This window comes from Bartonella sp. SD1336NMGDW (genome assembly GCF_042193565.1).
GTDB lineage: Bacteria > Pseudomonadota > Alphaproteobacteria > Rhizobiales > Rhizobiaceae > Bartonella > Bartonella grahamii.
In genome coordinates, this window is record NZ_JBHILW010000001.1 from 86,774 (window position 1) to 112,961 (window position 26,188).

Here is a 26,188-nt window from a genome sequence, read left to right on the forward strand (position 1 = left end):
CAAATCAATGTGATGAGAGCGATACAAAGACACCTCAACATTCATCTTAAAGCGAAAATGCACGCCACAAACGTGCATTCACTCATGAATCAAAAGAAGCTTACTACTGGAAAAGAGATAAAACGCTCAGTCTTTAACCACTAAAACGGAACGCCCGCGATACATTCCCGTTTTCAAATCAATGTGATGAGGACGACGTAATTCACCAGAATTTTTATCTTCGATATAAGTCGGCGCCTTCAGAGCATCAGCCGAACGGCGCATGCCCCTCTTCGCTGGAGAGGTTTTTCGTTTAGGTACAGCCATAAAAAGACACTCCAAATCCATTAAAACAGAAAAAGCAATGTCAAAAATGACAATGCTTCATTTAAAAACACCATAAAATTTGAAGATGTTATACACTGATAAAAAAGAAGAGGCAATGTCAAAATGCTTCTCCTCTTACCAAAATGACCTTCTTTTCATCAAAAATGGTGTCAAAATGATCAAATGAATATCCAAAACACCGCAAAATTTGAGAATTTTATACACCAATGAAATCTTTTTTATAAGACCTTCATTCAATTTTTATTTAGTTTAAAAAGGGATTTGCGCATACAATAGAGATATGGATAAAAAGAGAAGTTGATTTTTAATAAAAAACGACGCCAATTTATGAAAAAAAGAAAAAGCGACAACCTTTCTTTTTAAACTTCATAATTTCATTTTTGTAAAAACAAAGGAAGCAAGAATGCACGAATTTACCACCCTTCTTGCAAAACATGGATACACCGTTGAAAAGCGGCTTGATACCCTGTTAAGTGATCAAATCCAAAATGGTGAAATTTCACGCCCTAAAAACTTAATCAAAGCCATGCGCTATGGTGTGCTGAACGGTGGAAAACGCCTGCGTCCTTTTCTTGTGATTCAAAGTGCTGCACTTTTTGATGTTCCTGTAGAACATTCTCTTGATGTTGCATGTGCCTTAGAATGTATCCATTGTTATTCGCTCATTCATGATGATCTTCCCGCTATGGATAACGATATACTCCGGCGTGGAAAACCCACCGTCCATATAGCATTTGATGAAGCAACAGCAATTCTAGCAGGCAATGCCCTCTTAACATTTGCCTTTGAAATCATTGCCCATAAAGCCAGTACTCTATCGACAGACATTAGAATCAAACTGATCACGTCTCTTGCACAATCGGCAGGACTTGGCGGTATGTTAGGTGGACAAATGCTGGACCTTGAAGCTGAAAAAAGACCGCAAGAAAGTACTGACATCACCACTCTACAACACATGAAAACAGCAGCCCTGATAAGCTTTGCTTGCCAAGCAGGCGCCATCATTGGCAATGCGTCCAAAGAATTAACCGAAAAGCTTACTGATTTTGGTACCTATCTTGGTTTAGCCTTTCAATTAACCGATGACCTTCTTGATGTCACCGCCAACACGCAAACCCTAGGAAAAACGGCTGGGAAAGATGAAACGGCACAAAAAGCGACCTTTGTTCATCTTTACGGCATTGAAGAAACCCAAAAAAAGCGAGATACACTCATCAGTAAAGCAGAAGCATTCTTACATCCTTTTGGCGCTAAAGCACTCCCGCTCCAACAAGCAGCACACTTTAGTGCACTACGCAAAAATTAAACTTCATCCACGCTATTGCACGTAGTGTAAATCGTCATCTTTGTTAAATGCATAATAGACTTTTCAAAGAAACGTTACCATTAATCTCCATTATAGTCCTTATCATGAAATGGATGCGACAAATCTTGAGAGGAATTTCATTAAAACAAGCCGCGTGAATTTATAACACAAGTGTATTCTGGGTATCCTATTTTGCATGAAAAGTGCCTTCCATTAAAGAATGAAAAAAGAAAATGTGAAATAATGCGCAATCACCATTCCTTAATAAGCATATAATCCGGCACAATCATTTTCTTTATCAGCGTCCAACCTTGTCAGCAACTCTTGGCACAATATTCATGAGAAGCATTTTTATTTCCTTTTTAATGATTGTTATGCCATGCCCACTTATAACGTACAAGCAGATGACTTTGATTGCTTCAACATACATAGATTTTAAATGAGAGTAACTGACACTATTCAGCTTTCTCATTCAACATGCAAAACAATGATGCGCCTTAATAAATAAAAGCCTAGCCCCACTATAGCACTGCATGAAACACACGTGATAATACGTTACTATTTTCACTGAGATTTCTTTAGGGCTCCTTCCAAAAAAAACATTGCCAACAGATAAACCAATAAATAAATACCCAAAATATAAACGAGTGAGAAAAAGCCAAATATATTGACCATATACGCACTCATGTAAAAAAATACCAATAAGCTAAATCTCCCAACGGTTGACAAAAAAGATTCATATGTAGCCCTGAAATGATCACTAATACTATCGTGCAAAATAACTTCTACACGAAGATATGTATACTTAATTAAGTAAAAAATCATACAGACTAAAATAACAGCAATTTCTTTTCTTGGCTCAAAGAAAACCATTGTAAAAATCAGTGAAGCCGAAAGAAACAGTAGTAAAATAAAATTCACTCTTTCACTTAGTTTTGTAAAGAGAAAACTAGCCAAGAGCTGAGAGAGCAATATCAGTGAAAATGTCACACCAAGATCAAAATAAGTGACATTAATATTATGATCTTTAAATATCCACTGCCAATACTGCGAGAATATATTGAAAAAGATCAGTGAAAAATAAAAGCATAAAGAGATATAAGGAACTTTAATAAAAATAGACAACATCTCTTTAGCATCATAAATGAGAGAATTCGCTTTATTTGGTTGTTTTTCTCCTTTCAGGTCATCAAGAAAAAACAAACCAAATAGTGTTGTCATCAACATTAAAAACGCCGCGATATACCATATATATTGGCTAGAATAATCAGCAAAATATGCGCCGATTAAACTGAATATAAACATGCCGATGTAATTATATTGAGAGCTAGAACCAAGCACTTTTTTAGTCGATGTCAATTTTGCTTTTGCATATTGAACAAGTAAAGCATTATAGGCGCCAGCAATCAATGTCAGCGATAAGGCATTAAAAGATTCTGCCAAAAGAAAACCATAAAAGCTTGTAGAAAATCCCATGAGACATAGCCATGTAGCAGCAAAAGCCGCTGCCAAAACGATAGATATTTTATAACTTTTTCTATCGGCAAAATATCCCAGAGGAATATCTGTAACCATCATAATAAAAGCCTGAAACGACTTAATGATCCCGATATCAATAAGAGTTAGCCCTTTTTCAAGCATATAAAATACAATAAAGGCACCTGTTAAAATTCTTATACCGTTAAATAAAAATCCAAACGCTAATATATTTGTCATCTATTCCCCAATAACACCACGAAAGGTGTCAATACATCCTTTTATATAAAGATAAAAGCTTAAATTTTATAACAAATATGGCAATAGCCGCTATATAGAACTCCAATCCTATCAATTTGATATTCTGAAAATTGCTGGAAATAATGTCACGTTTAGTTTTCTATTGGATCTGTTTGAAGACAGTATTATCAAAGAGAAATACTTGAAAACAATGAAGAAGCGCCTCAATTTATGAACGATCATCTTGTTCTCAACATGCAACCACAATGAGGACTGAATATTGATTTACAAGCAAAAACACAGCCTTTAATGAAGAAAAAATGCACTCCAAGAATTTATTTCAACCCTGTCCAAAGCGTGTATGAATATAATCACTCAAAAGCGCTTCAAATTCTTCAGCAATGTGATCACCCCGCAAAGTTTTTACCTTTTGTCCATCAATAAAAACAGGTGCCGCAGGACTTTCCCCCACTCCAGGCAAAGAGATTCCAATATCTGCATGTTTTGACTCCCCCGGTCCATTGACGATACATCCCATCACGGCAACCTTCAAACTTTCAACGCCAGGGTATTTTTCACGCCAAACAGGCATATTTTTGTATAAATCTGCTTCAATTTTTTGCGCCAATTGTTGAAAGACCGTTGAGGTTGTGCGCCCACAACCAGGACAAGCCGCAACCACAGGCAAAAATTGCCGAAAACCCATTACTTGCAAAAGTTCTTGCCCCACCTTTACTTCTCGTGTCCGATCACCACCAGGTTTTGGTGTTAAGGAAATTCGTATTGTATCGCCAATCCCTTGTTGTAATAAAATGCCCAAAGCCACCGAAGAAGCAACAACGCCCTTTGTTCCCATCCCAGCTTCCGTTAATCCCAAATGAAGAGCATAATCACAACGCGCCGCCAAGGTGGTATAAACAGCAATAAGATCTTGGACATCACTCACTTTAGCAGAGAGAATAATTTTATCACGTCCCAACCCCATCTCTTCAGCGCAAAGAGCCGATTGCAGAGCAGACTGCACAACAGTTTCCCGCATCACTTCAGCAACCGATAAAGGATTTTCTTGCTGTGCATTTTCATTCATAAGCCGTGTTAACAATGCATTATCAAGAGAGCCCCAATTCACGCCAATGCGAATAGGTTTATGATACCGACAAGCAATCTCTATAATTTCTGCAAATTGACGATCTTTTTTTGCGCCAAAACCAACATTTCCAGGATTGATGCGATATTTTGCAAGCGCCTCAGCACACGCAGGATGATCAGATAAAAGCTTATGTCCAATATAATGAAAATCCCCAACCAAGGGTACAAAAAATCCTAACCTCTCCAATCGCTCCCGTATTTTTGGTACAGCTGCCGCCGCTTCATCACGATCAACAGTAATCCGAACCAATTGTGAACCAGCTTGCCAAAGAGCAGCCACTTGAGCAACAGTTGCATCAACATCAGCTGTATCCGTATTGGTCATTGACTGTACAACTATCGGGCTCTGCCCCCCAATGATCACATCACCAACAGCAACACCAACAGATCGACGACGCTCAAGTGGTTTAGATAAAAAATAGGTCGTACTCATCAAGTCCTCAAATTTTTAAAACCTGCGCTATCAATCATCATTTACATTGACTTCCTCCACGCTTCAAAGGACGAAAATTACACCGCCCCCCAATCTTAACAGATTACTCTCAAAAGGTTCCACCTACTAACCACTGATGCAATTCAACTCATAGGTGCGATTCATCCTATAGACGCACCGGATAAGTTCTACTACTTCTGTTCAAGTTTATACTTCTACACTTGGTTGATTCAAAAAGAAACTGAAACCAAATAGAGACAATACTGTATTTTTAAGTTGCATGCCTATACCGCACATCCACGTCATCGCAAAACAGTGCTTTACAACACAACAGATAACACCTATCAAAGCGCAATTTTTAAAAATGCATGAAAGACACCGCCCAATTAATCCAACACATTGATTTATAATAATCAATTTTTTACAAATTTGAATGGCAACCCCAAATATCGTAAGATTTTCTCATTTTAAATCTTCTTAATTGAATCAATACCACTCCCTAAAGCCACAAAAGAACAAGTAGATAAAAATTCCTTATAAACTATTTCAAGTGCCAAAAGCTATCCCAACACTTTAAACAAACAAAAAAATGAAGACACCGACTTACATCTTTATAAAATAAAGATGATAGAATGAATTTTACACCATTTTGTAAAAATTTTTACCTTAAATCCTTAACAAACACCATCACGAAATGAACTCGAGCACATTAAGAAATGCCTCATTAAAACCAAACTCTTAATTCTCATCTCACCCACGCGCGGCATTATCAATGCAACCTTTCAATTTTCAAGCCGTTATAGCAAAACCCCAAACACAATTCCAACTGTCACGCAACAATTTAACACATGAAGGAGTCAATAAATGTGTCTATTTTCACCCCATAGAAAAAATGCTAAAATTAAAAAACGTATAGCACAATTAAAAAGAGAGCTGGTCCCCGTAAATCATTGGAGTTCTCAAAATGATAACTTTGAAAACATTTCTGAGCTGTTTGATACATGGAAACAAAAAGTCCGTCACGCGCTTTATCACCTCAACGAACATGCTGCAGAATTAAAGAAAAAAGCGAAAGAAAATCCTAAAAAAACCCTCGCACTAACAGCAGGAGTCGTTTTAGTAAGCTTCTTGCTGATCCGTAAAAATTAACAACACAACCAACAACCTTCCCTTTTAATGCCCGACTCAAAGCGGGCATTTTTTATAGTTTACAAAATATAAACTTTACATCTTTCCCCCTAACTTTACGCTTTCCTCCAAAAGATAAGTTTTCCATCCATTCCACCAATCTATTATCCAATTTTCTATCTGGCAGTCTCCTTACCCCTATCCTCAAAACACGCGGTAGCACCACATCTCAAAGGACAGTGTTGTGAGAAACTATAAGAAAAGTTTTCAACATTGCATCTATCCCCCCTACCGAGTTATTTCAAAAGAAATGGAAGTCAGTAAAGATGCATGCGCTTTAATATTTTAAGGAACATTATTTTACATCATGATATAGAAGATTAAGGAGCCTAAGAGCTTTAAAAGATGTATTATAAAAAACCAAACGAAATCTTCCAATGTGAATACCCATTTGCTATAAGTAAATGACACAAGAATTAAACTGAAAAAACCCAAAATTTATCCTCCAGAATCGACCCGCTGCGAAGTATCCACATACGTAACCACAGACATCCCAGGAATGAGCTTTTCAATCCCCTCCTGCCCAGGATCTAAAGAAATCCGTACTGAAATACGTTGCGCAATTTTGATAAAATTACCAATTGTCGTATCTGTTTTTAACAATGAAAACTCTGAACCTGTCGCCGGAGCAAAACGAACCACACGCCCCGTTAACTTTTTGTTGTTCAATGCATCAACAGAAAAAACAACCGGTTGTCCCACACGCATCTGAGAAAGTTGCGTTTCCTTATAATTAGCAATAATCCAAATATCATCAGAAATAACAGAAACCAATTGCGTACCCGGCATAACATATTGCCCTACCTTAGCGCCAACCAATCCAATATAGCCTGTTCTAGGAGATAAAATCTTCGTATGATCAAGATTAAGTTTTGCCAACTCAACACTCACCTTTGCTCCCGAAACTTCTGACTGTAAACTTTGCCGTTCAAGATTTAATTGTTTTTGCAATTGTCGTTTTGTTTCTAGGGCTGCCAAGAGTTGTGAAAGAGGGCGAGAAACAGAAATTGCAGCATCACCAAAGCCTAACTTTTTACTATCAGGAACAACATTAGAGAATGCTCGTGAACGCGTTAATTCTGCTTCTGCAGCATTAACTTCTCCCTGTAAAATCTGAGCTTGCAATTCAATACTTGCCAGTTTTGCATTTTTTGAATCGAGAACAGCCTGTGCCCGTGCAAGCTGCTGACGAAGAAGAGAATCATCAAGCTCAAAGAGCAGCATTCCTTTTTCAACACGTTGATAATCTTGCACATAAATCCGTGCAATCACCCCAGAGATCTGTGAACTAACCAGAGTAACATTGCCCTTAATGGAAGCATTATCCGTTATTTGAATGTTACTCACAAAAGGAGGAAGTCTCCAAGCCCACAAAATCAGCAAAACACCCGTAACACCTGACAAGAATGCAACAATCGTAGCTTTTGACCGTAATGCTTTTATCATTTTTTGCACCCCTCTTCTATGGGCATCATTCTACTTTTCTAACGCCCGCAAAGAGCATGACTTAACAACCATTGTGACAAGAAAAATAATGAATACAATCATTGAAATATAAAAATAAAGCCGAAAAACGTCATCATAAGCAAAAATATTTGCTATTAACTTAAATTTTTCTATCAACATAGAAGTACCCTGTTCACTCCTCAAGCCATGGGGAACAGAAGCACCATAAGAAGGCGAAAACAAAGTATTCATCTCACCAGAAATAAGCGGATCAGTCACAACAATATTTTGTGTTAAGGACTCAAAGTTTTTATGGGCAAAATAAAACTGTAGGCTGCCAAAAAAAGCCGATCCCATCAATCCCCCTGTCACTTGTGTTAGCAAAAAAACCGCAATAAAACTCAAAACATAACGCGGTCCTCGCTCACCAGCAATCACAAACCCTTTGAAAAGAGCAGGAGGCAAAAAAAGTGCATAACTAAAACTCACCAACCCTTGGCTCAACATCATATCTTTCGGACGTGTTAAATAGTTTACACGACTGTCTAAATAAGCTCCCAGCGCCAAACAACCTAAAGATAACAAATAAAAATAATCTTCACGCCCCGCCCGTAAAAAAAAGACACAAACAGCCCCCCCTAACAGAGTACCCAATGTCACCGCAAGATACATGGGCGCCATCTCACGATTAAGCAAACCAAAAAGATTAAAAAAACCTACGGGCAAATTTGACCGTTCCAACAAAAAAACATGAAAGATCAATAAAATAAAAACAGATTGAACCATTTCTTTACTGAAAATCCAACGTAAATCAATCAGCGGTTTTTCTCTATTAAGCTCAATAATAATAGCAATAGCCAACGAGAAAATAGCAAGTGCAAGCCCCCAACCAATCCATGGCGCTTCATACCACCAATACAATATGCCAACAGACATAATCACGGCATTTAATCCAAGACCAAGAGCAATCAAACCATAACTTATCCAATCTAACTTTTGAATAACCTTACTGCGGACAACAGGCGTTAAAGGCAAAGTATAGATACAGACCAAGCTGATGAGAACCAACCCCATTTCCAAAGCGGAAAGACTAGAAAAACCACCATTTTCCAGCAAATCAGGAGAAATCAAACGCGATAAAGGTGCCGCTAAAGCCGCATTCATATAATTCAAACTAAGACCAACAGTAAACTTCTTTGCTGGAGCAAAAGCCTCCATCATATAAAGCAGCGCAAGTGAAGCCAAAGGAGCAGCAGCAATCCCAGCAAAAAAGCGAATAATCAATGCAGAACGCAAATCCGTAACAAAGAGTTGCAACACGCAAACCAAAACGAAACCAAGGATTGATAATTCAGCAAAAGCACGCAACCCAAATTGATAGCGGATTTTGATCAACATAATCGCTACACTCACATTTGGCGCCATATAGGCCGCTACCAACCATGTTGTCTCGGTCAAAGTTGCGTGAAAATCACCCGTAAGATGGACAATGTTAGACTGAACAATATTAGCCCCTAAACCATAAGCCCATTGCAAAATAAGAGAAGCAAAAATATAAACAAAACATTTCGGCAAAGGTCCTGCAAAAACACGACCAGGACGAGGAAAAGGTTTTCCGCCCCTTTTAGCAAACACAACCGTACTCTTTTTTCCGCTCATGTCACCTTTTTCCTGTATACGCTGCTACGCTTCTATCAACACAGCACCATCAGCTGACAATTGCTGGAAAAAAGCCTCTATTTTGTGATTATCCTCATCTCTTGTCCCTCCTTCTAATGTCGCTTGAACCTGCAAAATCCGCTGTTCCAATACATCAAAAGAAAGATGCTCTACAGCCACAACGTGCTCTACCAATAAAGAGCAGCCCGAAAAGGTGATATTTGCAACGCCCCCACATACAGCAAACAATTTTTCACCCAAAGAGGTGCGAACACGCACACTACCCAACACAATGCTTGCTACCAATGGCGCATGATGCGCCATAACTGTCAAATAACCTGAAGCTGAAGGAAGAACAACAGACACTACCTGCTCTGAAAACACAATTTTTTCAGGCGATACAAGCTCAAATAAAAAATGCTCTTCTCTATTGTTTTCCACAAAAGTCTCCACAATACCCGATATAAGGACTCTCTGTTTTCTTCAACGACTTGTCCTTTTTAACGAAAAATATTCATGACAGTTTTCTCTTGAACAAGAAGCTTCTTATTAAGACGCCTCTGCCATGAGACGCTTTCCTTTTTCAAGTGCTTCATCAATCGAACCAACCATATAAAAAGCAGCTTCTGGCAAATCATCATAATCGCCAGCACAAAGACCTTTAAAGCCTTTGATTGTCTCTTCTAAAGGAACGAGTTTCCCTGGCGAACCAGTAAAGGCTTCCGCAACATGGAAAGGTTGCGAAAGGAAACGTTCAATTTTACGCGCCCGTCCCACCAGCAATTTGTCATCTTCAGAAAGTTCATCCATTCCAAGAATAGCAATAATATCCTGAAGCGCTCTATAACGTTGTAAAATGGTTTGCACTTGACAAGCAACAGTGTAATGCTCTTCTCCTACAATCAATGGATCCAACATACGCGAGAAGGAGTCAAGCGGATCAACCGCCGGATAAATTCCCTTTTCCGCAATAGAGCGCGAAAGAACAGTTGTTGCATCCAAATGAGCAAAAGACGTTGCCGGCGCTGGATCCGTCAAGTCATCGGCAGGAACATAAATTGCCTGAACGGAAGTAATAGAGCCTGTTTTTGTACTGGTAATACGTTCTTGCAAAGCCCCCATATCCGTTGCCAAGGTAGGCTGATACCCCACAGCAGAAGGGATACGCCCTAAAAGCGCTGACACTTCAGCACCAGCTTGCGTGAAACGGAAAATATTATCTACAAAGAAGAGAACATCTTGTCCTTCATCACGGAAACTTTCTGCAATTGTCAATCCTGAGAGAGCCACACGCGCACGCGCTCCTGGTGGTTCATTCATTTGCCCGTAAACAAGGGCACACTTCGACCCTTCCGTTGAACCATTATTCTCTTTTGGATTCACATTCACGCGGCTTTCAATCATTTCATAATAAAGATCATTTCCTTCCCGTGTACGTTCTCCCACACCAGCAAATACAGAATAGCCACCATGAGCCTTTGCAATATTGTTTATAAGCTCCATAATAAGAACGGTTTTTCCAACACCAGCGCCACCAAACAAGCCAATTTTACCTCCTTTAGAATAAGGAGCTAACAAATCCACAACTTTAATACCGGTGACGAGAATTTCTGAAATGGTTGATTGCTCAACATATGCAGGTGCCTCTTGGTGAATAGAACGCGTTTTGGTCGCAGGAATTGGTCCCACATTATCCACCGGCTCTCCAATCACATTCATAATACGTCCCAATGTTGCTTCTCCTACAGGAACGCTAATTTGCGTGCCTGTATCCACAACCTTTTGGCCCCGCATCAAACCATCAGTGGTATCCATAGCAATCGTACGCACGGTATTTTCACCCAAATGCTGCGCAACTTCTAATACCAAGCGATTGCCTAAATTCTCTGTTTCCAAAGCGTTAAGAATATTTGGCAATTCACCTTCAAATTGCACATCAACGACAGCACCAATAACCTGCTTGATCTCACCAACAGCGCCTTGTGCACGCTCTTCTTTTTTTGCGGATGTATCTTTTTTTACAGGTGTATCTTTAGCTGCACTACGCGCAGGCGCAGAGGAAGCCTTTACATCCACTGAAGCCGTTACATCCACTTGAGACTTCGAAGCGGCTTTTTTCACGCCGGAACGAGCAGCTGGTTTCTTTTTTTCACCTTTTTCTGTTCCTTTGCTTGAGGTTACTGCTTTTACCATCAATCCTTACCTTTTCCATTTAAAGCGCTTCAGCGCCCGCAATAATTTCGATCAATTCTGTCGTAATCTGTGCCTGACGTTGACGATTATAAGCTACCGTCAATTTATTAATCATTTCACCTGCATTGCGCGATGCATTGTCCATAGCTGTCATCTTGGCACCCATCTCCCCAGCAATATTTTCTAGCAAAGCCCGAAAGATTTGCACCGAAAGATTGCGTGGCACAAGCGCCTCTAAAAGAGAAGCCGCATCAGGTTCATACTCATAGACAATTGATTGTGAACCTTTGCTATGATCTGTTTGCTCCTCAACATCTATTGCCTCAACAGCTGCTTTTGGAGCAATCATCGGAATCAAGCCAAAAGCTGTTGGACGCTGATTAATCACAGAAATAAATTCAGAATAAAACAGCGTACAGACATCGAAAGCGCCTTCATTGAATAAATCAACAATCCGTTGACTAATCATCACCGCCTCTGCAAAACCAATGCGCTTTACAGCATGCAAATCGATATGATCAATTATCAAGCCTTTGTAATCACGCGATAAAATATCCGCACCTTTTTTGCCAACAGTGATAATTTTCACTATTTTACCCGCTGCCAACAATGCCTTAATCTGTTCACGTGCACGACGAGCGATTTGCACATTAAAAGCACCACACAAACCGCGCTCAGCAGTACACACCACCAAGAGATGCACATCATCTCGCCCCGTACCACGCATAAGAGCAGGCGCATCAACACCATCTACATCAGCAGCAACACTGGTCAAAATATCAGCCATCTTCTTCGCATAAGGACGCGCAGACTGCGCTGCCTCTTGAGCACGATGCAACCTCGCCGCTGCAACCATCTGCATAGCTTTGGTGATCTTTTGTGTTGCTTTAACCGAAGCGATACGGTCTCTAAGATCTTTTAGTGAGGCCATTCAAGCATTCCATCAATTCATCACGAGAAATTTTTCGCATAAGTATTAAGAACAGTTATCAACTTGTCTTTCAGCTCGTCTGTTATTTGCTTTTGCTCAGCAATTGCCTTTAAGAGATCTTGATAATCACTACGCAAAAGCACCAAAAGTCCCTGCTCAAACCGCGCAACATCAGAAACCGCCAAAGCATCAAGATAGCCATTCACACCCGCGAAAATAACCACCACTTGTTCTTCTGTTTTGAGTGGAGAAAATTGTGGCTGCTTCAACAACTCTGTCAAGCGCGCACCCCGATTTAACAGACGCTGGGTTGACGCATCCAAATCAGAGCCAAACTGCGCAAAAGCTGCCATTTCACGATATTGCGCCAATTCACCTTTAATCGAGCCAGCAACTTGCTTCATCGCCTTAATTTGTGCGGCAGAACCAACACGCGACACAGAAAGACCAACATTTACAGCAGGACGAATTCCTTGATAAAACAAATTAGTCTCTAGAAAAATTTGCCCATCAGTAATCGAAATCACATTTGTAGGAATATAGGCAGAAACATCATTTGCTTGCGTTTCAATAACCGGCAAAGCTGTCAACGACCCAGATCCATTTTCCGCATTCAACTTCGCAGCCCGCTCTAAAAGACGCGAATGCAGATAGAAAACGTCCCCCGGATAAGCCTCACGACCTGGAGGACGACGCAATAAAAGAGACATTTGACGATATGCCACCGCCTGTTTTGACAAGTCATCATAACCGATCAAAGCATGTTGCCCATTATCACGGAAATACTCACCCATAGCACATCCAGCAAGAGGTGCAATAAATTGCAGTGGTGCTGGATCAGAAGCGGTCGCTGCAACAATAATAGAATATTCCAACGCTCCACGTTCTTCTAAAACTTTAACGAATTGTGCCACCGTTGAACGTTTTTGACCGATAGCCACATAAATACAATAAACTTTGTCTTGCTCTCGTCCAGCCCCTTTTTCATGAAAAGGTTTTTGGTTTAAAAATGTATCGAGCAAAATTGCTGTTTTTCCTGTTTGGCGATCACCAATCACCAATTCACGCTGCCCCCGTCCAATAGGAATAAGTGCGTCAATTGCTTTCAATCCGGTCGACATCGGTTCATGGACAGACTGACGCGGAATAATTCCAGGAGCCTTAACATCAACACGACGACGCTCCGTTGCTTTAATGGGACCCTTCCCATCTATAGGGTTTCCCAACGCATCAACCACACGCCCCAGCAAAGCGGGCCCCACAGGAACATCGACGATAGCGCCTAACCGCTTTACACAATCACCTTCACGAATATCGCGATCTGAGCCAAAAATGACCACACCAACATTATCAACTTCCAAATTGAGGGCCATACCGCGCACACCGTTTGGAAAAGCAACCATTTCCCCTGCTTGGACATTATCCAAACCATAAACGCGAGCGATACCATCCCCTACAGAGAGAACCCAACCAATTTCTGAAACCTCAGCCTTTTGGTCAAAGTTTTTGATTTGCTCTTTTAGAATTTTTGAAATTTCAGATGGTCTAATATCCATCAGCTGACCTCTTTTTTCAATGCAAGCTTAAGCGAAGACAATTTTGTGAGAAGAGACGTATCAATTTGAGACGACCCCACACGAACGATTAATCCACCAAGAATTGTTGGATTCACAATGCTGTGTAGCAAAACTTTTCCTCCAACGACACCTTCCAAAGCCTCACACAACTCTTGTCTTTGTTGAGAACTTAAGGGGCGCGCAGAAATAATTTGCGCAGTAACCTGCCTACGAGCGCGTGCAACACAACGCTGAAAAGCATGTAAAATACCAAATACGGCACTAAGCCTACGATTTGTTGCAATAACGCGTAAAAAATTACCAATAACCTGACCTGCGTTTTTATCAGCAAATTTGATGTTTGCACAAACAGATTGCATCACCTTAATTTGCTCTTTAACTGAAAAGAATGGACTAAGCACAAAGCGTTTTAAATCTTTATTTTGCTCCAAAACAAGCAAAAGATCTTCCACTGCCTTTTCAACCTTTTCAACATTTCCAGCTTCTTGAACGCAATCAAAAAGCGCTTGCGCATAGCGTTGATCTACCAACGGCAGCGGTATGAGAGAAAATGAATCCGACACGAAATACCGCCTCTTTCCCTTGAGCGACTCTCTGATAGTTATCAGATGAAATGAAACAGAAATTCTCAATCTTAAGAATCTTCTTCTTAAAACCTAGAACAAAAACCTCTTGGTTTCTAGCATAGACATAGCCGACTCGCAACACCACAAATCGCTGCTTTTTAAAAATTTTAATAAAATATTCAAAATATTTTTGAAAAGAATTTTTTTTAGATATACAAGATGGCAACACAGTTTTTTTATGCCTCTTTTTGACATTCTCTGAGCGATTTTTTCACTCTCTTTGATTTTGCTTCAAATGCTCTTGCCACCATAATAAAACACTTCTTCTCTAAAAAACACTCCCTTTATCACCACAAGACCTTTAACGAGATGCGAATGCGACTGAAAAAGTCTATTATTGCAAACTGATAAGAAAAAAAGTAATGAATATCCTCCTAAAAATTAAAGAAAAAATTGATCTTTTTTCTTCAAATACCCACTCCTTTTAAAAAAATTCACCAAGTATATTTTCTTGTAAACACACTCTTTAAGCATACAATGCATTGATTTATAATGATAATGTATCATTTTTCATACCAGATGAGCCCCAAACATCGAAAGATTCTCTTATTTCAAATCTTTCTATCAAAATCACTCCCTTGCTCCATCACAAACAAAAAATGAAATGATTAAAGAAAAAACACCTCGTATAAACGCTCTCAAGTACCAAGAGCTTTCGTAATCCTAAAAGCTAAATAATAAATGGCGCCATTTTATACCTTTATGAAATAAAAATGGGGAGCCTTAACGCGGTTTTTTCATTCATGAAAGCTTTTACATTCTACACTCGAGAAACATCGTAAAATGAATTCGAGCATGCTGAGAAACATTTGTTTAAAAAAGCATATGAATACAGTAATACAATAGATGTTCTGTAATATTCCGTTTTGGGCGTTCTGCTTTACATGAAGCTTTACATGAAGCTTTACATGAAAAATGTGCCCCCATTAGAGAACAAAAGTAACAAAAGCATGAAGCAATGGATAATATCCATTTCACGACAGCGCCCATAAATGCTATAATGGTAGCTCCATTGAGCAGCCTCATCTTTACACTTATGAAAGAACAAGCCGGCACCATCACATACTTTGCCATCTCCCAATTTTACGACAGCCCTTAACACTTGAGATGATGAGGTATTTTAGTCCTTTCTTATATAGTTTCACTCGACACAGACTCCCCCATCTGTAAAATGCAAACGAATGATTTTGTTGGATCAATATAACCAGATTTAAAATAAGAGAATCCTACGATAGTTGAGATTGTAATATGAATAACGGCATATTATCACTATAAATCAATATTTTATTATTTATAAAAATTATAATTATGGACGCTTTTGAAAATTCTAGAGCCATAAATAAGGACGACAACGATGAATGCTCATTTTGACCTTTACGCTCCAAAATGAGTCTGTGTTCTCGTCAAAGATAAATAAAATAGATATATGCAATATTCTCGCCCTAATCTAACATACAAAAGCAAGTACGACTTGTACAGCACTAATACATCTTATGAATGCTGCTTCATAAGGTTTTAAGGTCAAATAACATCAAAAACACGACCTTCATTAAGTCCACATAGCTTCACTTTATATGGCACTATATTATATGGCACTATATTGCACTGATTTTAGAAAAAGCATAGATCAATATCAATTTGAACCTGTATAAAATTGGATATTTTGGGTGTACAGCTAAGCATTTTCAGCCCCTATAATCCGTCCTTATAAAAAGAATGCGCCTATCAAAAGGATACTGTCCCTAAAACAAAAAAGGAGTAAAAGCCGAAATGATAGTGTCCTCGAATAATAGAGACGCTTCTGCTGGTTCCATAACAAAGATATTTTTTCCCGTAGCTCTGCTTAATGCAATGCACATGTATCATATTCTGCTGCTTGAATGCTTATTCTGAAATATATAATATCAAAGTAAAGCACCTTAAGCTAAAGAGACCTTCACTTTATGCGAGACTGGTTTTAGAAAAAACTTTGCGGATCAATATCAATTTGAACCCGAACAGAACTGGGCATTTTGGGTGTACCACTAAGCATTGCACGTATAAACCCTTGTATATCAAAGGAGCGCTGTCCTTGCAGCAAAAGCCGAAAACGATAACGCCCCCGAACCAAAGCCAAAGGCGCTTCTGCTGGTCCCATAACCGAGATATTTTTTTCCCGTGGCGCTGCTTGACGCAATGCGCGCGCATAATGTTCTGCTGCTTGGCGCTGTTGTGCAGACACAATCAAAGAGGCAAGCCGCCCATAGGGAGGCAAATGATAATGCTGACGCGCTGTAATCTCACGTGTGTAAAAATCTTCTGGCTGACATGAAAGTAGGGCTTTGATGACAGGATGATCTGGTTGATAAGTTTGCAATAATCCTAAACTTTTCAATCCCACACGCCCTGCTCTTCCGGTAACTTGAGAAAGCAGCTGATAGGTACGTTCACTTGCGCGTAAATCGCCATTGGCAAGACCAAGATCAGCATCAATAACGCCAACCAGAGAGAGCTTGGGAAAATGATGTCCTTTAGCGACCAACTGTGTTCCAATAATAATGTCCACATCGCCATTTGCAATGGCTTGTAATTCGCTTCGCAATTGCCCAATCCCTCCTTTGAGATCTGTTGAAAGAATCAATGATCGCGCTTGAGGAAAAAGCATTTGTGTTTCTTCTGCAATTCTTTCCACACCCGGTCCACAAGCCACGAGATGATCTAATGTCCCACATTCAGGACAGGCTTGAGGAAGTGGTTCATGATACCCACAATGATGACATTTCAATTGCCCTTGCGCACGATGTTCTACCAACCAACTTGAACAATCAGTACAATGAAAACGATGTCCGCAAATTCGGCATAAAGTTAAAGGTGCATAACCACGACGATTAAGAAAAAGAAGAGCTTGTTCGCCCTTATCAAGCGTTTGTTTTAAAGCCCTTTCAAGAGCAAAGGAAATAAAGCGCCCCTTTTGCACCCCTCCTTGGCGCATATCAACCACCCGCAACTGTGGAAGTGCTACTTCTTTAAAACGCGAAGGTAAATGCACCTTTTGATAACGCCCTTTTAAAACATTGGCTTGGCTTTCAATCGACGGTGTGGCTGAAGATAAAATAACAGGAAAATGCTCAAAAGATCCCCGAGCAACAGCCATATCACGCGCATGGTAAAAAATGCGCTCTTCTTGTTTATAAGCGCTATCATGTTCTTCATCAACAACAATCAAGCCAAGCTCATGAAAGGGAAGAAAAAGCGCTGAACGAGCCCCCGCAACAACACGCACCCGCCCTTCTGCAACCTGCCGCCAGACACGTTCTCTACGACGTGGTGTCAAATCAGAATGCCATTCTGCTGCTGCAGCTCCAAAGCGTGCATAAAAACGATCTAAAAACTGCTGTGTTAAAGCAATTTCCGGCAATAAAATTAAAACCTGCTTGCCCTCTTTAAAGGCTTGAGCAACCGCTTCAAAATAAACCTCTGTCTTTCCTGATCCCGTAACACCATCAAGCAAAAAAACTTGAAACTGAGAAGATAAAACACCTTCCCGCAACATTGTTGCTGCTTCATTTTGCGCTCCCTGCAACTGAGGAGGACAAAAGTCAGGATCAGGCATTGCCACAAGATCAGGAGCAGGAACTATAATATCTTCAAAAACCCCTAGCGCTTTTAAACCTTCAACAACAGAAACCGAAGTTCCAGCCGCATGCGCAAGACCAGAACGTGTCCATATCTTCTCATTACGCACCAATTCCAAAACCCGTAATCGCGCTGGTGTGAGACGTTCTACATTTCCACCACAATATCGCAAACCCAGCATTTGAGCTTCCGGCTCTAAAGCAGCCGGTACAGACAAAACCAATCGCGCCACAAGACCAAAAGGCGCCATTGTATAGCGACTAACAAAACGCAAAAATGTAATCATTTCTGCCTTTAAGGGGGGACAATCAAAAACATGAAGCAAAGAGCGTAATTTTTCACGTGCCACCGAACCAGACCTTTGCCCACCTGCTGCCTTCTCTCCAACATCCACAACAAAACCGCAAAGCTCACGCCCCATCACCGGAACCCGAACAAAGGAACCAACATTCACCTCCATAGAAGATGGAACTTTATAACTATAAGCGTGAGCAACAGGAAGAGGAACCAATACGGATACAATCTTTTCCTCTATCATGTTTGAATTCATCTTTTAAACCAATCTACGACCTCTTAAACACCAACAGGTCTAAACCTTATCTTTAAACACTCTTATAAAATTCATTACAGGATTCAATCCCCCCTATCACAACACTTTTCTCAAAAGAATTCTTTTTAACACTCATTCCATCACCAAAGTGTCAATAAAAGAACCAATCTCATCCTCTATAACAAAAAACTTTATAGCAAAAAAACTAGCGCCTTTCTTCTGTGCAAATAAAGCGCATCACTATTAAGCATTCAACATGATATCGTCAGTGCGCTCTTCAACAAAGCGATCCCATAGTGTAACTTCTTCCCAACACACACGTTTATTTTTTTACCGCTTCATATCTCAATTTATCTTCAACAAACTGATTTATAAAAATATAATCATCATTATACCTATTGTAATAAAAACCATCAGTACGATGAATTTTTCTCATTTCAAACTCATCGAGGAACATTTGTAAATCCTTATCAATGAGAGAGTCTCCTATGATTTGAATTACAGGGAGAATAGTATTGCAAATGGAACCGTTACAATATTCACCTTGGCTTTGTGCCAAAAAGTGAAAACACGTGCCTACATCTTTCAGCTTGATTGAGAATCAAGCAACAATACAAGTAGCACAAAAGCGTATTGTTGAAGAATGGGTAACACAGAATAAATCAATGTATTGACCATAAAAAAACACTTCATATGTAAAATTTACATGCCTTCTTCAATGGTGTTTTACGATAAAATAAATCCATTCACTTCTATCAAAAATGAGGTTAAACGTACCCCCCTGAAAAAAGGAGGTATCTTATGATGCTCTCTCAAATATCAAGAGCAATCGCAAATAGGAAATGAGCAAAGTGTGTGATAATGCTAGCTTATTTTCATAAGTATAAAAATACCGCTACGCAAAGATTCCAATACGCAAAAATGTTGGTACGCAATGAGCCCTATGCCTTATCAAGAGCAACGATATAAAATGGGTACATGGTTAACATCATAGCATTCTTGTTCTTTATACAGAGATTAATTCTTTCTCTTGCTTTTGCAGTCAACAATAGCGCATAACAAAAAATAGGATAAAAGCTAAAAAGAAGAGGTTAGATATGAAGTTTTTTGTGGATAGCGCCAATATAGAAGAAATTCAAGAGTTACAGAATTTAAGCCTTGTTGATGGTGTCACCACCAATCCCTCTCTTATCCTAAAATCAGGACGCAATATTCTTGATGTTACAAAAGAAATTTGTGCTCTCATTAGCGGACCTGTTTCTGCTGAAGTTGCAGCAACGGAATTTGAGAGCATCATGAAAGAAGCGGCTGTTTTAGCAAAGATTGCCGACAATATTTGTATCAAGCTTCCTTTAACATTCGATGGATTAAAAGCCTGTAAAGCCCTCACAAAAGAAGGACTAAAAACAAATCTTACACTTTGTTTTTCTGCCAATCAAGCCTTACTTGCTGCCAAAGCAGGCGCAACATTCGTTTCACCTTTTATTGGTAGACTGGATGATTGTGGAAATGATGGAAGTGAACTGCTTCATGAAATTCGCACAATTTATGATAACTATAACTTTGAAACACAAATCTTGGCCGCTTCAATCCGCACCGTTAATCATGTCAAAGAAGCAGCACTCAGTGGTGCTGACGTTGCAACAGTTCCACCAGCAATCTTAAAAGCACTGGTCAAACACCCTCTCACTGATAAAGGGTTGCAAATATTTCTCAACGACTGGAAAAAAACAGGACAAAATATTGCTTAATATCTAGAGTTTTTATTGGAAAGATCTTTTGAAAGTAACAAAAAAATCTGTTCAGCCAACTCTTCAGCAACCCGTTTTTTTGCATCTTCTTCTGCTTGCATCGTTGCATATTCTTGACGAAGTCGGTCAAAAGATGCATTCATCATTGCTGTTCCTTTTGCAACAAGAGTATTTTTCATATCCTGCAAAGTATAAGAAGCTCTGCTCATAACAGTTCCAACAGAAGGTCGTCCTTTTCGTTTTTTCTCGAAATCAACCTCTATCTGCATAGATTCTCTTGTAGATACAGATATCTGCAATGCCAATCGATAAGCAGGTAGAGAAGGTTTAGCACCATTTCCATACAAAAGAAAAAGCAGATGATTGCGCACCATTTGACCAAAACGATCCGAAGGCTCTTCCACAACAATAGAAGCAAGCTTTGCTGAAAGCCCCAAAGAAGCTTGCCCAGAAACAGGCTTCCCATAAGAAGCAGAATTCATTGTCATTGCACTCTGCAATTCTTGACGATAAAGCGGTTCAACTTTGCATCCACACAACAGTGTGAATACACCAGCTAAAACGACAAGAATCAAACTTTTAAAAAACGACATTCACAATCCTTTGTGGAACAATAATGATTTTTTTCACAGGCTTTTCAACCAGCTGTGCCTTTACAAAATCTAAAGCCAAAACCGCTTCTTTAATCATCGTTTCATTTGCTGTTGCTGCAACGCTCACCTCACCGCGTTTCTTACCATTAATTTGTACTGGCAAAGTATAGCATTCCGCAACGATTAACGCGCTGTCATAAACAGGCCAAGCAAGCGCAGACATTAAAGTTTTTCCCCCTAAAGCAGCATGACATTCTTCTGCTAAATGAGGCATCATCGGTGCAATCATGGCAAGAAAAAAATCCATGGCTTGACGTAAAGAAGCTTTCATTTCATCGTCAACACTTGCTATCTTGTTGAGCAACGGTGCCATAATATTCAAGAATTCATAAAGGCGTGCAATAGCCCGATTAAAAGCAAATTTTTCCAAATCATCTTCTACAGCGCAAAGCGTGCGATGTGCAGCTTTTGAGAGTTCCAAAGCTGCCCCCTGATGCCCTGCACAAGGCGCCACATCCTTTAAAACAGAAGCACTCAAAGCCACATGGCGCCAAACACGCTGTACAAAGCGATGGGCTCCTTCAACACCAGATTCTGTCCAGATGACATCCCGATCAGGGGGAGAATCTGACAACACAAACCAACGCACAGTATCCGCGCCATAGGATGCGATAATATCATCAGGATCAACGACATTCTTTTTGGATTTCGACATTTTTTCAATCGAACCAATCATCACTTCACTTTGATCAGTCAATTTATAAGCCTGTCGTTTTCCATCCTTTTCAACAATGGAAATTTCTGCTGGAGAAACCCACCCTTGATCATCTCGATAGGTTTCATGAACCACCATACCTTGGGTAAAAAGCCCCTTAAAAGGCTCATCAACAGTCGCATGGCCGATCAATTTCATGGCACGCATAAAAAAGCGTGCATAAAGAAGATGAAGAATGGCATGCTCAATTCCACCAATATATTGTTGCACAGGCAACCATTCAGAGATTGCTTGTTTGTCGACAGGTTCCTGCGCAAAAGGAGCCGTAAAGCGTGCATAATACCAAGAAGAGTCAACAAATGTATCCATAGTATCGGTTTCACGTTTAGCAGGTTGACCACAGGAAGGACAAGTAACATTCTGCCACCTTTCATGCCGTGCAAGAGGATTTCCAGGTTGATCAAAAGTAACATCATCAGGCAACACAACCGGCAAATCAGTACGCGGCACAGGAATCACTCCGCAAGATGTACAATGGATCATCGGAATGGGGCACCCCCAATAACGTTGCCGCGAAATCCCCCAATCACGCAAACGAAATTGCACTGTTTTTTTCCCTTGCGGTTGCCCATTGAGCATTTGTTCTTCAAGCCTTTTGGCTGCTTCTTCAAAAGCTTGTTGAGGTGTCAAACCATCCAAAAAGCTGGAGTTGATCATCACACCATCACCTGTATAAGCTGTTTCAGCAATGACAAAATCTTCTGCTTGCTCTCCTTTTGGCAAAACCACCGGTTTTATTGGAAGATCATATTTACGCGCAAAATCAAAATCTCTCTGATCATGAGCCGGACAACCAAAAACAACCCCTGTTCCATAATCCATGAGCACAAAATTAGCGATATAAACAGGAATATATACTGTTGAATCAAAAGGATGAACTGCCAAAAGAGTCGTGAGAAACCCTTGTTTTTCAGCTGTTTCAAGTGCTGCTGTTGTCGTCCCACCACACCGACAGTTTTCGATAAAAGCACTCAACGCTTTATCTTTCTTTGCCAAAGCTTGTGCAATAGGATGGTCAACAGACAGAGCTAAAAAGGAGGCGCCAAAAAGTGTATCAGGACGTGTCGAATAACAAACAACCTCATCAAATGTCTCACAAACTTCATTAGCATCACTTGTTGCCTTTAAAGCCCAACGAATCAGCAAACCTTGTGATTTTCCAATCCAATTTTTCTGCATGGTGCGAACTTTTTCCGGCCATTGCTCCAGCTCTTCAAGCCCAGCCAAGAGATCTTCACTAAAATCGCTAATTTTGAAAAACCACTGCGTCAATTCACGCTGTTCCACCAACGCACCAGAACGCCATCCCCGCCCATCAACAACCTGTTCATTGGCCAAAACGGTGTGGTCAACAGGGTCCCAATTCACCTTAGCCACTTTACGCGCAACCAAACCCTTCTGATAAAAATCAAGGAACAACATTTGTTGACGATGGTAATATTCCACATCACAAGTCGCAAATTCACGCGTCCAATCTAAAGAGAGCCCTAATTGTTTTAATTGCCCGCGCATGACCGCAATATTTTGATAAGTCCAAGTTTTAGGATGCACTTTACTTTGCAGAGCAGCATTTTCAGCCGGCATACCAAAAGCATCCCACCCCATAGGATGAAGCACATTAAATCCCTTTGCCCTTTTATAGCGTGCCACCACATCCCCCATGGCATAATTGCGCACATGCCCCATGTGAATGCGGCCTGACGGATAAGGAAACATTTCTAAAACATAATATTTTTCACGAGCATCTTCTTGAACAGTCTGAAAAATTTTCTTTTCATCCCAAATTTCTTGCCATTTTTTTTCTCTCGCACGTGGATTATAGCGTTCGCCTATATTATAATGTCCAATCGTCATTCCCATTATACTCTTTTAATAAAACAGAACCAAAAACTTGTTTTATTATGCTTGACCATGGATTAACCTCATCGTCAACATTTTCGTGAAATATTTCCCTAAGTATTTTATAAAACTTTAAAAAAAACGACCAACTCTTGAATAAAAAAGGTAAAGCACAAAAATATGAATACACAAACGCCCCTCAATGCCCCTTCCGTTGAAGCATGGCAAAACCTTCAAAAAGACATTGCTGAAACATGTCAAGAGCTACAACGCCCTATAGAAGAAATTGAACTTATCGCTGTTTCAAAAACTGTTTCTGCCGCTGATATACGTCCCCTTTTACAAGCAGGCCAATCTTTGTTTGCAGAAAACCGCGTACAAGAAGCGGCACAAAAATGGCCTGCTTTACGTCAACAATTTGAAAATATTAAGCTTCATCTCATCGGTCCCCTACAATCAAATAAAACAGCAGAGGCGATCAAACTTTTTGATGTTATTCAAACGGTTGACCGTGAAAAAATAGCAAAAAGCTTATCTGAAGAAATGGAAAAACAAAAAAGGCATCTTCCTTGCTATGTTCAGGTTAACATTGGCTTAGAACCGCAAAAAAGTGGTATCGCACCACAAGAAGCGACATCTTTTGTCAACCAATGCAAAAACAACTATGGACTTGATATCATCGGTCTTATGGGCATCCCCCCTGTCGATGAAAACCCCGGACCCTATTTCGCGCTCTTAGCAAAATTAGCAAAACAAGCAGGTCTTCCAAAGCTTTCCATGGGTATGTCCAGTGACTTCAAAACCGCTCTACAGTTTGGCTCTAACGTCCTTCGCATTGGCTCCGCTTTATTTGGAAAACGCCCTGTGTAAAGCAATTTCCTCTCATATAAATTCATTCCCCCTTCATATAAATTCCCATTGAAAATTCTACGAACAAGCCAAAAACAACAGAAATGAGAAAAAATATTTCCTTCAATATCAATAAGAGCAATTCTAGCAAAAAAGATTCCAGTCCCTCTTTCATCCTGTTAGCAAAATAAGCAAAAAAGCTGATCTTCTCAAATTTCTCACCGGCACATCCACAACGCGTACAATAGCTTCAAGATAGCATTGCAATTTGGCTCTCATATTCTCGCACATTGGCTCTACTTCGCCTCCCCTCTGACCGCCTCTCCAGCAAAAGCAACGTAAAAAATAAATCCTTATATAAAGGCAAAATGATAAGAGGGGCGTTGCGCATTCATGAAAAAACTATCGCAAAATCACTAATTACAAAAGAATATTTAATACGATTATCGCAATGATTTCCATTAAAAACCACGAATTCTCTTAACTTCTCCAACACGCGTAAACAATTTCCCCACATGCCAATGGCGTAAAGCAGGCAAAAAGAGGCTTATGGCTGCATAATACAGTAACAAAACTCTTTCATGTAAGCCACTTGAGAAAAATAAACATCTCAATTGCCCAATAGAGCACCAAGAGCCGCGCTAAACAACATGAATAGCAATCTATAAGGTCCAACAATAGCATAAAGACTTTCTATGCTCTACAAAGCGTAAAATACGGTCAATATTCGCCTGAAAAATAAAAGAACTAATCCCAAGCATATGCGCATAATACATGCAGGCAAAACAATGGCAATGAGATCGATTTCAATAACGATATTTCTTTATCATTATTTCTTTGTCAATCTCATAAACAAAGAGAAAAACACCAATTTTTTCAGATGCACATTTTTCTAATTTTAAACTTTAATTAATAAAAAATATGGTGTCATTTCTTGTGTTTAAAAATATTATAAATAATATTATTATATTATAAAGAATAATATTTCATATACATAATATAGTTATTATTTATACAGTATTTTATTGCCATTTTTAAAGTTTATATTTTACATTTTTCTAAAAATACGCGATAGCCATTTCAAATGTATCATTATGATACTACTTTTAATGTGGATAATTAAGGAGAATTAATATGTTTGGTTCATTCAACACATTCGGTCATATGGTGACAAAGCCTTCTTTTGGTCATTCGCACAATTCAAGACCTTTTCATGGAAATGCATGTAGTCCTGGTGCTTTTATGTCTCACATGAATGCACGTGGCAGGGAAGTAGGAGTTCCGGCAGGAGTAGTTGGTGCAATTCAAGGTGGTATAACTGGGGGACCAGTGGGTGCATTTACAGGTGGAATGGGAGCTTTGTCATTGGGATACATAGGAGGTGCTGCTTGGGGCTTTATAGAAAAAGGTCATGAGTGTTAGTTCTAATTTATAGAGAATAGCGACAAAGATATCTCTGAAATTAGTATTTTTGTAAGTATATTTGAAAGAATATACCAAAGTTAAGTATCTACATCTATGGATAAAATATTTTTCAGGGATATCTATTGCGGATCACCTCTTATAATCAGGATTTTGTTATAATGAATATTCTTTATGAAATCATAAGACTGTTTTGCATTCTCATTATCGTTATCCCTATATATGCTATTGGTTTAAAAAAAA

General features: G+C 39.6%; 19 protein-coding genes. 5 read left to right on the forward strand and 14 right to left on the reverse strand.

The window, feature by feature from the left end; genetic code table 11:
• Window positions 1-126: 126 nt before the first annotated feature.
• The gene (gene rpmF, locus ACFIKH_RS00435; protein WP_005774555.1) at window positions 127-306 is read right to left on the reverse strand and encodes a 50S ribosomal protein L32; all 180 of its coding nucleotides are present in this window, start codon (window positions 304-306) and stop codon (window positions 127-129) included.
• A 424-nt stretch (window positions 307-730) separates the two neighbouring features.
• On the opposite strand from rpmF, the gene ACFIKH_RS00440 reads away from it, so the two are divergent.
• Window positions 731-1,633: a polyprenyl synthetase family protein gene (locus tag ACFIKH_RS00440; protein WP_375651721.1), complete on the forward strand. Its 903-nt coding sequence runs from the start codon at window positions 731-733 to the stop codon at window positions 1,631-1,633.
• A gap of 564 nt (window positions 1,634-2,197) precedes the next feature.
• Here ACFIKH_RS00440 and ACFIKH_RS00445 read toward each other — a convergent pair.
• Together ACFIKH_RS00445 and ispG are read right to left on the reverse strand one after the other, a co-directional pair.
• Window positions 2,198-3,349, reverse strand: coding sequence for an MFS transporter (locus ACFIKH_RS00445; protein WP_375625234.1), 1,152 nt, complete (start codon window positions 3,347-3,349; stop codon window positions 2,198-2,200).
• 340 nt (window positions 3,350-3,689) lie between these two features.
• Window positions 3,690-4,931, reverse strand: a complete 1,242-nt coding sequence (gene ispG, locus ACFIKH_RS00450; protein ID WP_375625233.1) for a flavodoxin-dependent (E)-4-hydroxy-3-methylbut-2-enyl-diphosphate synthase — start codon at window positions 4,929-4,931, stop codon at window positions 3,690-3,692.
• Window positions 4,932-5,795: 864 nt separating this feature from the next.
• Between ispG and ACFIKH_RS00455 the strand changes: the two genes are divergently transcribed.
• Complete coding sequence (locus tag ACFIKH_RS00455; RefSeq protein WP_375648175.1) at window positions 5,796-6,080, forward strand: hypothetical protein; 285 nt, start codon at window positions 5,796-5,798, stop codon at window positions 6,078-6,080.
• A gap of 477 nt (window positions 6,081-6,557) precedes the next feature.
• Here ACFIKH_RS00455 and ACFIKH_RS00460 read toward each other — a convergent pair whose 3' ends face one another.
• From ACFIKH_RS00460 to ACFIKH_RS00500, 9 genes are all read right to left on the reverse strand, one after another.
• Window positions 6,558-7,565 (reverse strand): HlyD family secretion protein, encoded by a 1,008-nt coding sequence (locus ACFIKH_RS00460; protein ID WP_375625231.1) that lies wholly within the window; start codon window positions 7,563-7,565, stop codon window positions 6,558-6,560.
• Between the two features lie 30 nt (window positions 7,566-7,595).
• Window positions 7,596-9,224 carry an MFS transporter gene (locus tag ACFIKH_RS00465; RefSeq protein ID WP_375648174.1) on the reverse strand — a complete coding sequence of 543 codons (1,629 nt, stop codon included), beginning with the start codon at window positions 9,222-9,224 and terminating at the stop codon, window positions 7,596-7,598.
• A 24-nt stretch (window positions 9,225-9,248) separates the two neighbouring features.
• The gene (gene atpC, locus ACFIKH_RS00470) at window positions 9,249-9,665 is read right to left on the reverse strand and encodes an ATP synthase F1 subunit epsilon (protein ID WP_375625229.1); all 417 of its coding nucleotides are present in this window, start codon (window positions 9,663-9,665) and stop codon (window positions 9,249-9,251) included.
• 108 nt (window positions 9,666-9,773) lie between these two features.
• On the reverse strand, window positions 9,774-11,417 hold the full coding sequence (gene atpD, locus ACFIKH_RS00475; RefSeq protein WP_375670712.1) for a F0F1 ATP synthase subunit beta: 1,644 nt from the start codon (window positions 11,415-11,417) through the stop codon (window positions 9,774-9,776).
• Between the two features lie 19 nt (window positions 11,418-11,436).
• A complete protein-coding gene (locus ACFIKH_RS00480; protein ID WP_273787654.1) occupies window positions 11,437-12,348 on the reverse strand; it encodes a F0F1 ATP synthase subunit gamma in 912 nt (303 codons plus the stop codon).
• Between the two features lie 20 nt (window positions 12,349-12,368).
• A complete protein-coding gene (gene atpA, locus ACFIKH_RS00485; RefSeq protein WP_026500438.1) occupies window positions 12,369-13,904 on the reverse strand; it encodes a F0F1 ATP synthase subunit alpha in 1,536 nt (511 codons plus the stop codon).
• The gene (atpH, locus tag ACFIKH_RS00490) at window positions 13,904-14,488 is read right to left on the reverse strand and encodes an ATP synthase F1 subunit delta (RefSeq protein ID WP_375626606.1); all 585 of its coding nucleotides are present in this window, start codon (window positions 14,486-14,488) and stop codon (window positions 13,904-13,906) included. The genes atpA and atpH overlap by 1 nt, the downstream gene beginning before the upstream one ends.
• Window positions 14,489-16,508: 2,020 nt before the next feature.
• Window positions 16,509-18,704 carry a primosomal protein N' gene (locus ACFIKH_RS00495; RefSeq protein ID WP_375670714.1) on the reverse strand — a complete coding sequence of 732 codons (2,196 nt, stop codon included), beginning with the start codon at window positions 18,702-18,704 and terminating at the stop codon, window positions 16,509-16,511.
• A gap of 334 nt (window positions 18,705-19,038) precedes the next feature.
• Window positions 19,039-19,275 (reverse strand): hypothetical protein, encoded by a 237-nt coding sequence (locus ACFIKH_RS00500; RefSeq protein WP_375625223.1) that lies wholly within the window; start codon window positions 19,273-19,275, stop codon window positions 19,039-19,041.
• Window positions 19,276-19,813: 538 nt separating this feature from the next.
• Between ACFIKH_RS00500 and fsa the strand changes: the two genes are divergently transcribed.
• Window positions 19,814-20,467 carry a fructose-6-phosphate aldolase gene (fsa, locus tag ACFIKH_RS00505; protein ID WP_375670716.1) on the forward strand — a complete coding sequence of 218 codons (654 nt, stop codon included), beginning with the start codon at window positions 19,814-19,816 and terminating at the stop codon, window positions 20,465-20,467.
• On the opposite strand, the gene lptE is transcribed toward fsa, so the two are convergent.
• Both lptE and leuS read right to left on the reverse strand, forming a co-directional pair.
• Window positions 20,464-21,060: an LPS assembly lipoprotein LptE gene (lptE, locus tag ACFIKH_RS00510; RefSeq protein ID WP_375626612.1), complete on the reverse strand. Its 597-nt coding sequence runs from the start codon at window positions 21,058-21,060 to the stop codon at window positions 20,464-20,466. The two genes, fsa and lptE, sit on opposite strands and share 4 nt — an antisense overlap.
• The gene (gene leuS, locus ACFIKH_RS00515; protein ID WP_375670858.1) at window positions 21,047-23,689 is read right to left on the reverse strand and encodes a leucine--tRNA ligase; all 2,643 of its coding nucleotides are present in this window, start codon (window positions 23,687-23,689) and stop codon (window positions 21,047-21,049) included. Before leuS ends, lptE begins: the two co-directional genes overlap by 14 nt.
• Window positions 23,690-23,854: 165 nt before the next feature.
• Here leuS and ACFIKH_RS00520 point away from each other — a divergent pair, with 165 nt between their 5' ends.
• On the forward strand, window positions 23,855-24,544 hold the full coding sequence (locus ACFIKH_RS00520) for a YggS family pyridoxal phosphate-dependent enzyme (RefSeq protein ID WP_375670718.1): 690 nt from the start codon (window positions 23,855-23,857) through the stop codon (window positions 24,542-24,544).
• A gap of 1,113 nt (window positions 24,545-25,657) precedes the next feature.
• Window positions 25,658-25,945 carry a hypothetical protein gene (locus ACFIKH_RS00525; protein ID WP_375670720.1) on the forward strand — a complete coding sequence of 96 codons (288 nt, stop codon included), beginning with the start codon at window positions 25,658-25,660 and terminating at the stop codon, window positions 25,943-25,945.
• Window positions 25,946-26,188: the final 243 nt, after the last annotated feature.

Coding starts and splice junctions, on each gene's coding strand:
- ACFIKH_RS00460 (WP_375625231.1), bottom strand. CDS start 7,565: ATGATAAAAGCATTACGGTCAAAAGCTACGATTGTTGCATTCTTGTCA.
- ACFIKH_RS00455 (WP_375648175.1), top strand. CDS start 5,796: ATGTGTCTATTTTCACCCCATAGAAAAAATGCTAAAATTAAAAAACGT.
- rpmF (WP_005774555.1), bottom strand. CDS start 306: ATGGCTGTACCTAAACGAAAAACCTCTCCAGCGAAGAGGGGCATGCGC.
- atpA (WP_026500438.1), bottom strand. CDS start 13,904: ATGGATATTAGACCATCTGAAATTTCAAAAATTCTAAAAGAGCAAATC.
- ACFIKH_RS00495 (WP_375670714.1), bottom strand. CDS start 18,704: ATGATAGAGGAAAAGATTGTATCCGTATTGGTTCCTCTTCCTGTTGCT.
- leuS (WP_375670858.1), bottom strand. CDS start 23,689: ATGACGATTGGACATTATAATATAGGCGAACGCTATAATCCACGTGCG.
- ispG (WP_375625233.1), bottom strand. CDS start 4,931: ATGAGTACGACCTATTTTTTATCTAAACCACTTGAGCGTCGTCGATCT.
- lptE (WP_375626612.1), bottom strand. CDS start 21,060: ATGTCGTTTTTTAAAAGTTTGATTCTTGTCGTTTTAGCTGGTGTATTC.
- ACFIKH_RS00520 (WP_375670718.1), top strand. CDS start 23,855: ATGAATACACAAACGCCCCTCAATGCCCCTTCCGTTGAAGCATGGCAA.
- ACFIKH_RS00440 (WP_375651721.1), top strand. CDS start 731: ATGCACGAATTTACCACCCTTCTTGCAAAACATGGATACACCGTTGAA.
- ACFIKH_RS00480 (WP_273787654.1), bottom strand. CDS start 12,348: ATGGCCTCACTAAAAGATCTTAGAGACCGTATCGCTTCGGTTAAAGCA.
- ACFIKH_RS00525 (WP_375670720.1), top strand. CDS start 25,658: ATGTTTGGTTCATTCAACACATTCGGTCATATGGTGACAAAGCCTTCT.
- fsa (WP_375670716.1), top strand. CDS start 19,814: ATGAAGTTTTTTGTGGATAGCGCCAATATAGAAGAAATTCAAGAGTTA.
- ACFIKH_RS00465 (WP_375648174.1), bottom strand. CDS start 9,224: ATGAGCGGAAAAAAGAGTACGGTTGTGTTTGCTAAAAGGGGCGGAAAA.
- atpD (WP_375670712.1), bottom strand. CDS start 11,417: ATGGTAAAAGCAGTAACCTCAAGCAAAGGAACAGAAAAAGGTGAAAAA.
- ACFIKH_RS00445 (WP_375625234.1), bottom strand. CDS start 3,349: ATGACAAATATATTAGCGTTTGGATTTTTATTTAACGGTATAAGAATT.